This window comes from Oscillibacter sp. UBA6647 (assembly GCA_002455655.1).
Taxonomy (GTDB): domain Bacteria; phylum Bacillota; class Clostridia; order Oscillospirales; family Oscillospiraceae; genus Oscillibacter.
Genome location: DKLF01000029.1, coordinates 1 through 5,084, shown reverse-complemented (window position 1 = coordinate 5,084; position 5,084 = coordinate 1). Strand labels below are relative to the sequence as shown.

The following is a 5,084-nucleotide window of genomic DNA, read 5'->3' as shown; positions in this document are numbered from 1 at the left end:
CAAGGCAAAATTCAACCCGTTGGGCCTTCAGTATTTTTACACGCTGATCGACGACGCGGTATCCCGCGTCATGCGCTCCAAGGGCGGGTTTGTCTGGGCGCTGAAGAATTACGACGGCGACGTGATGAGCGACATGGTGGCCGCCGCCTTCGGCTCTCTTGCCATGATGACCTCTGTGCTGATGGCCCCGGACGGGTCCGTGGAGTTCGAGGCGTCCCACGGCACCGTCACACGGCATTTTTACCGCTATCGCGCCGGGGAAAAGCCCTCCACTAACGCAACGGCCACTATTTTCGCCTGGACCGGCGCTCTGCGCCGCCGGGGAGAGCTGGACAGTCTGCCGGATTTAGTTTCTTTCGCGGGAAAGCTGGAGAGCGCCTGCCTTGAAACCATGCGGGACGGCGTCCTCACCGGCGATCTGGCCGTTCTGGTAGAGAAGGAGCACTGCAGGCAGGTCGTCAATTTTGAGGAATCTCTGGAAGCCATCGCAAAGCGGCTGGCCACAAAAATGCAGGATGCCGACCGGCGGTAAACCATCCCATTGCGCCTATAAAATTATACGTCTGAGAGACGGCCCATTCCGGGCCGTCTCTCAGCGCTTTCTGTTGCTTCCCCAATTCCGCCGCCTTCAGATTTTCTCCCGGCAAGCTCCATTCGGCCCTATAAAAAATTCTGCGGGAGAACCACTCGTTCTCCCGCAGAATTTTATAACAGATTGCTAAAATAGAGCGTTCTTTACTCCGGCTGCATGGCGGCGCGGAGCGCATCCGTCACAGCGCCCTCAAACAACTCCGTGGCGTGGGCATGAAGCGTCTCCATCGCACCGGCGGAAAGCTTGCAGTCCATTTTCCCGTTCATGGACAAATCCATGTCGAAGATGAATTTCACCTCCGGGTCCTGCTGTCCGTCGGGCCGATTGCCCCGCAGGCGGCCCGGACCGGCGTGGATTTTCCCCACGCTGCTGGAATCCAGCTTGCATTGCAGGTCCACACCGCAGTTGAGCACATCCTCTTCCCGCACGTCCGGCTCGGCAAGCGGGCCGAGATAGGGAGGTGTAATCAGCTCCGACCACGGCGTTCCCTGCAAAGCCAGCTTCTCCCGGGAAAGAATGTTCACATACCGCAGACCCACCCGCTCGAAATAGGCGGGCTTGTAAATGCGGATAAATTCCGCCAGGGGCCTGTCCAGTTCCCGGGCAAATTCCTCCCACCCGGTATAGCGCAGGGTGGACAGGGCCAAAAAGTTCTGGGTCAGATTGATTTTCCACAGGTTGTCCGTCGACACAAAATGATAGTTGCTCACAGCCTTCTGCTGCCGGACCTGCGGGTTGGGACCGCCAATGCCCTCCACCTGAGGCGGCACGGCATCCTCCTTCCGGGCAAACTGGGGAAAGTCCTCCCGAATTGCCTCCTGAAGCGCCGCCGGCTCCCGCTCGTTGATCGTCAGAATCGCAGGAAACCGAAACTGGCAGATCACCTCGTGGGCAGGGGCGTTCGTATAAACCGTTCTGGGATGTTTGGAAAACAGCATAGCTCAAAGGCTCCTTTTTTCAACGTTGTCCTTATCATAGCCCCCTCGCGGAAAAAAGTCAATCAGAGGTAAAAACGATGGCAGCCGATGGTGGTGTAATAGGTCCTGTTTCCGTTGATCCACAGCCCCTGGGACAGGGCGGGCGCGTAAAAATACATGCTTTTCCCCACCACGCTTACCCCGTCCAGCGCCAGCTTTGCCGCCTCCACAGAGCCGTCGGTGGGTGTGTCATAGACGGTGCCGTTGCTCACCGGCTCAAACTGCACGGCATCTTTGCTGTCAAACACCACCTGTCGGATGGTATCGGGAAACTCTGAAGAGGCTACCCGGTTCAGCACCACGTTTCCCACGGCAATCCTTCCCTCCAGCGACTCCCCTCCGCTCTCGGCGCTGATGATGCGGGACAGCCAATACAGCTCCTCCGCGTCATAGACGGCACGCGGGGACGTCACCGCCGCGCCGCCGAAGATGCCGTCCCACGCAGCGGCTCCTCCGCAGGCCGTTGCGATGAGCCGCAGAGGAACATAGGTCCGCCCGTTTTCCACTGTCACAATTCCCTCGTATGTATATCCGTTCACCGTGACGGCGTCAAGAGCGGGATCTGCCGTCAGTTGCCCGGTTTCGCTCTCGGCCACGGCCTCTTTCCGGGTCCCATCCCAGGAAAGCGCCCAGCCACCAAACGCGTCCAGCAGCGTCCGCAGGGGAACGTAGGTCACGCCGTCCCTTATGTAATTCACCGAATCCAATATCACGCCGTCCACCTGCACCCGCACCGTCCGGTTCAATCCGGCGGCCGGAATGACTGCTCCCGCCGCCAGCGCCGCGGCCAGCATTGCCGCTGTCATTACGCGTCTCACTTTCCGTCGTCCTTTCCGCTCCCACCCCGACGGCACGGTGTGCGCAGGGCCGGTGCTTCCGTATTTATGTGAAATTCCCATAAAAAGCATACAGGAGGTTACAAAAAGTTACAAGTTTAAAAAAATGGAAAAAATGGAAGCTTTATGAAGTACAAAAAAAAATGCGGCCCCGCTCCGATTGGAACAGGACCGCGTAAAAAGGTCAAGCAATTCAGGCGTCAAACATTTCGCAGAGCTTGCGCCAACAGGCGCGGTGCAACGAAAATTCGATTTTTCCTAAGCGAGTATGTACAAAAATTTCATGACCGCTTCAAAACATGGGCGTGGATAGATATCGCTCTCCAGTGTCCGGCAGCAAGGCCGCAACGGTTTTCCCCCGATTCTCGGGCCGCTTCGCCAGTTGAATCGCGGCCCAGACCGCCGCGCCGGAGGTAATGCCCGACAACAGGCCCTCCCGCCGCGCCAGCATGCGTCCCAAGGCGTAGGCATCCTCGTCGGAGACAGGGATGATTTCGTCCAGCACCGCCCGGTCCAGATTTTTCGGCACAAAGTTCGCGCCGATGCCCTGAAGTCCGTGAGGTCCCGCGATTCCAAGGCTCAGCAGCGGCGAAGCCGACGGCTCCACGGCAACGATCCGCACGTTGGGCTTTTTCTCCTTGAGATACTTCCCCACCCCGCTGACGGTGCCTCCGGTGCCCGCACCCGCCACAAAGATATCCACCTGCCCATCGGTATCCGCCCAGATTTCGGGGCCGGTGGCGTCATAATGGGCCGCCGGGTTGGCGGGATTGTCAAACTGACCGCCTAATATACTTCCCGGCGTGGCCTTTTGCAGCTCCTCGGCCTTTTTCACCGCGCCTGCCATGCCCTCGCTTCCCGGTGTGAGGACAATCTCCGCGCCGTAGGCCCGAATCAGGCTCTGGCGCTCCTTGCTCATGGTTTCGGGCATGGTGAGAATCACGCGATAGCCCCGGGCCCCGCCCACGGCGGCAAGGCCGATGCCCGTGTTTCCTGAAGTAGGCTCGATGATGGTTCCGCCGGGCGTAAGCCGCCCGGCCCGCTCCGCCTCCGCGATGATGCGCGCGGCCACCCGGTCCTTGGCGCTGCCTGCGGGGTTGAAGCTCTCCAGCTTTGCCAGCAGCACAGTGTCCAGCCCGTATTCCTGTTCAATTCTGCGGAGCCGCACCAGCGGCGTGTGTCCGATGAGGTCCTCAATTCCCTCGTAAACGTTCATAAAGCCCCTTCTCCGCCTGCGGCGGCAATCCTTCCACGCGCGGCAGTCCGCGCATCAGGTTAACAGCTTCCAAAGCTCGCGGACAAAGAAAATGGTCAGCACAGCCAGAATCACCGGTTTTACCGACTTTGCGCCCTTACTGGAGAAAAACCGCGCCCCTGCGTAATTCCCGGCGATGCTGAACAGCCCCGCCGTCAACCCCAGCGTCAGCAGCACCTTCCCGCTGAACAGGTACACCGCCAGCGCCGCCACGTTGGTGGCCAGATTGATGGCCTTGGTCACACCGTTGGCCTTGCGCAGGTCCATGTGGGCCGCCCCGGTAAGAATCAGAATCAAAAACGTGCCCGTACCAGGGCCGTAAAACCCGTCGTATACGCCGATGACCAGCGCCGCCGCAATCACAATGGCAATTGTTTTGCGCAGGGGAAATTCCTCCCGCTCATCCGTCTCCTTCAATGCTTTTCCCCGCAGGACATACACGGCGGTAAGGGGCAGAATCACCAGCATGACAATACGGAATACTCCGTCGTTCAGAAGCAGCGCCAGCTTCGCCCCAATGGTGGAGCCGATCAGCGCAAACGCCACCCCGGCGGACGCCTCCCGCCACGGAATATAGCCGCTGCGGGCATAGCGAAACGTGGCAATCGCGGTCCCCATGGCGGAAGAGGTCTTGTTGGTGGCGATGGCGTTGTGTACCGGCAGTCCGGTCAGTAGGTACGCGGGCAGGGAAATCAGTCCCCCGCCCCCGGCAATGGCGTCCACAAATCCCGCCAGAAACACCAGTGGACAGACAATCAGATAGGTCAACAATTCACTCACCGGCGCGCCTCCCTTCCTTCACCCCGGGCGCACAGCTTTGTTCCCGCGATGCACAGGGCAAACACGAACCAGAATACGCTCATCACTCTGGGATAGTTCCACGGATAGTCCGCAAGGCCGCAGACCATAATGCCGCACAGGGCGGATGCGGCAGCGCAGGTCAGCGTGCGGGCGGCGGAATCGCCGCAGTGGCGCACGGCACGGGCCGCGTTTTTAATACTCAGCAGCATGGCCCCCACAAAGGAAACCACACCCAGCAGCCCCGCTTCAATCCAAACCTGCAAATAGATGTTATGGGCATGGACAAAGGGGGCCTTTGCATGGTAAAGGTTGTTGTCCTTGATAAACTGCTGCACAGCGGCGGTGCCAAGGCCCGCCCCGGTGACGGGGGAGGTCTTGATGGTGGCAAGCGCCGCCTCGTAGAGGGGAATCCGCCCAGAGGTGGAGCTGTCCTCCGTGTTGGTAATGGTCAGTATACGGTTTAAAATACTGTCAGGCAGCAGCGGGACGGCCAGAATACACCCGGCTGCAAACAAGGGAAGCAGCTTCGGCTTCCACAGAAACACCGCTGCCGCCATGGCGACGGCAATGCCCACCCAGCTTGCCCGGGAATAGGTCATGCCCAGCGCCGCCGCGCCCACGGC

At 59.8% G+C, this 5,084-nt stretch carries 6 protein-coding genes; 1 reads left to right on the top strand and 5 read right to left on the bottom strand.

The window, feature by feature from the left end:
• A partial coding sequence (locus B2W96_RS02315; RefSeq protein ID WP_293008157.1) for an isocitrate/isopropylmalate family dehydrogenase occupies positions 1-532 on the top strand: 532 nt, incomplete at its 5' end.
• A gap of 203 nt (positions 533-735) precedes the next feature.
• On the opposite strand, the gene B2W96_RS02310 is transcribed toward B2W96_RS02315, so the two are convergent.
• The 5 genes from B2W96_RS02310 to B2W96_RS02290 all read right to left on the bottom strand — a co-directional run.
• Positions 736-1,530 carry a TIGR04255 family protein gene (locus tag B2W96_RS02310; RefSeq protein ID WP_293008155.1) on the bottom strand — a complete coding sequence of 265 codons (795 nt, stop codon included), beginning with the start codon at positions 1,528-1,530 and terminating at the stop codon, positions 736-738.
• Positions 1,531-1,592: 62 nt separating this feature from the next.
• Positions 1,593-2,387 carry a cell wall hydrolase gene (locus tag B2W96_RS02305; RefSeq protein ID WP_293008153.1) on the bottom strand — a complete coding sequence of 265 codons (795 nt, stop codon included), beginning with the start codon at positions 2,385-2,387 and terminating at the stop codon, positions 1,593-1,595.
• A gap of 310 nt (positions 2,388-2,697) precedes the next feature.
• Positions 2,698-3,621 carry a cysteine synthase A gene (gene cysK / locus B2W96_RS02300; RefSeq protein ID WP_293008151.1) on the bottom strand — a complete coding sequence of 308 codons (924 nt, stop codon included), beginning with the start codon at positions 3,619-3,621 and terminating at the stop codon, positions 2,698-2,700.
• A 54-nt stretch (positions 3,622-3,675) separates the two neighbouring features.
• Positions 3,676-4,431 carry a sulfite exporter TauE/SafE family protein gene (locus B2W96_RS02295; RefSeq protein ID WP_293008161.1) on the bottom strand — a complete coding sequence of 252 codons (756 nt, stop codon included), beginning with the start codon at positions 4,429-4,431 and terminating at the stop codon, positions 3,676-3,678.
• A 5-nt stretch (positions 4,432-4,436) separates the two neighbouring features.
• Positions 4,437-5,084: O-antigen ligase family protein (locus tag B2W96_RS02290; protein ID WP_293008149.1), on the bottom strand; the 648-nt coding region annotated here is incomplete at its 5' end.

Excerpts from the sequence above, each read along its gene's own strand:
- B2W96_RS02310 (WP_293008155.1), bottom strand. The coding sequence starts at position 1,530 with ATGCTGTTTTCCAAACATCCCAGAACGGTTTATACGAACGCCCCTGCC.
- cysK (WP_293008151.1), bottom strand. The coding sequence starts at position 3,621 with ATGAACGTTTACGAGGGAATTGAGGACCTCATCGGACACACGCCGCTG.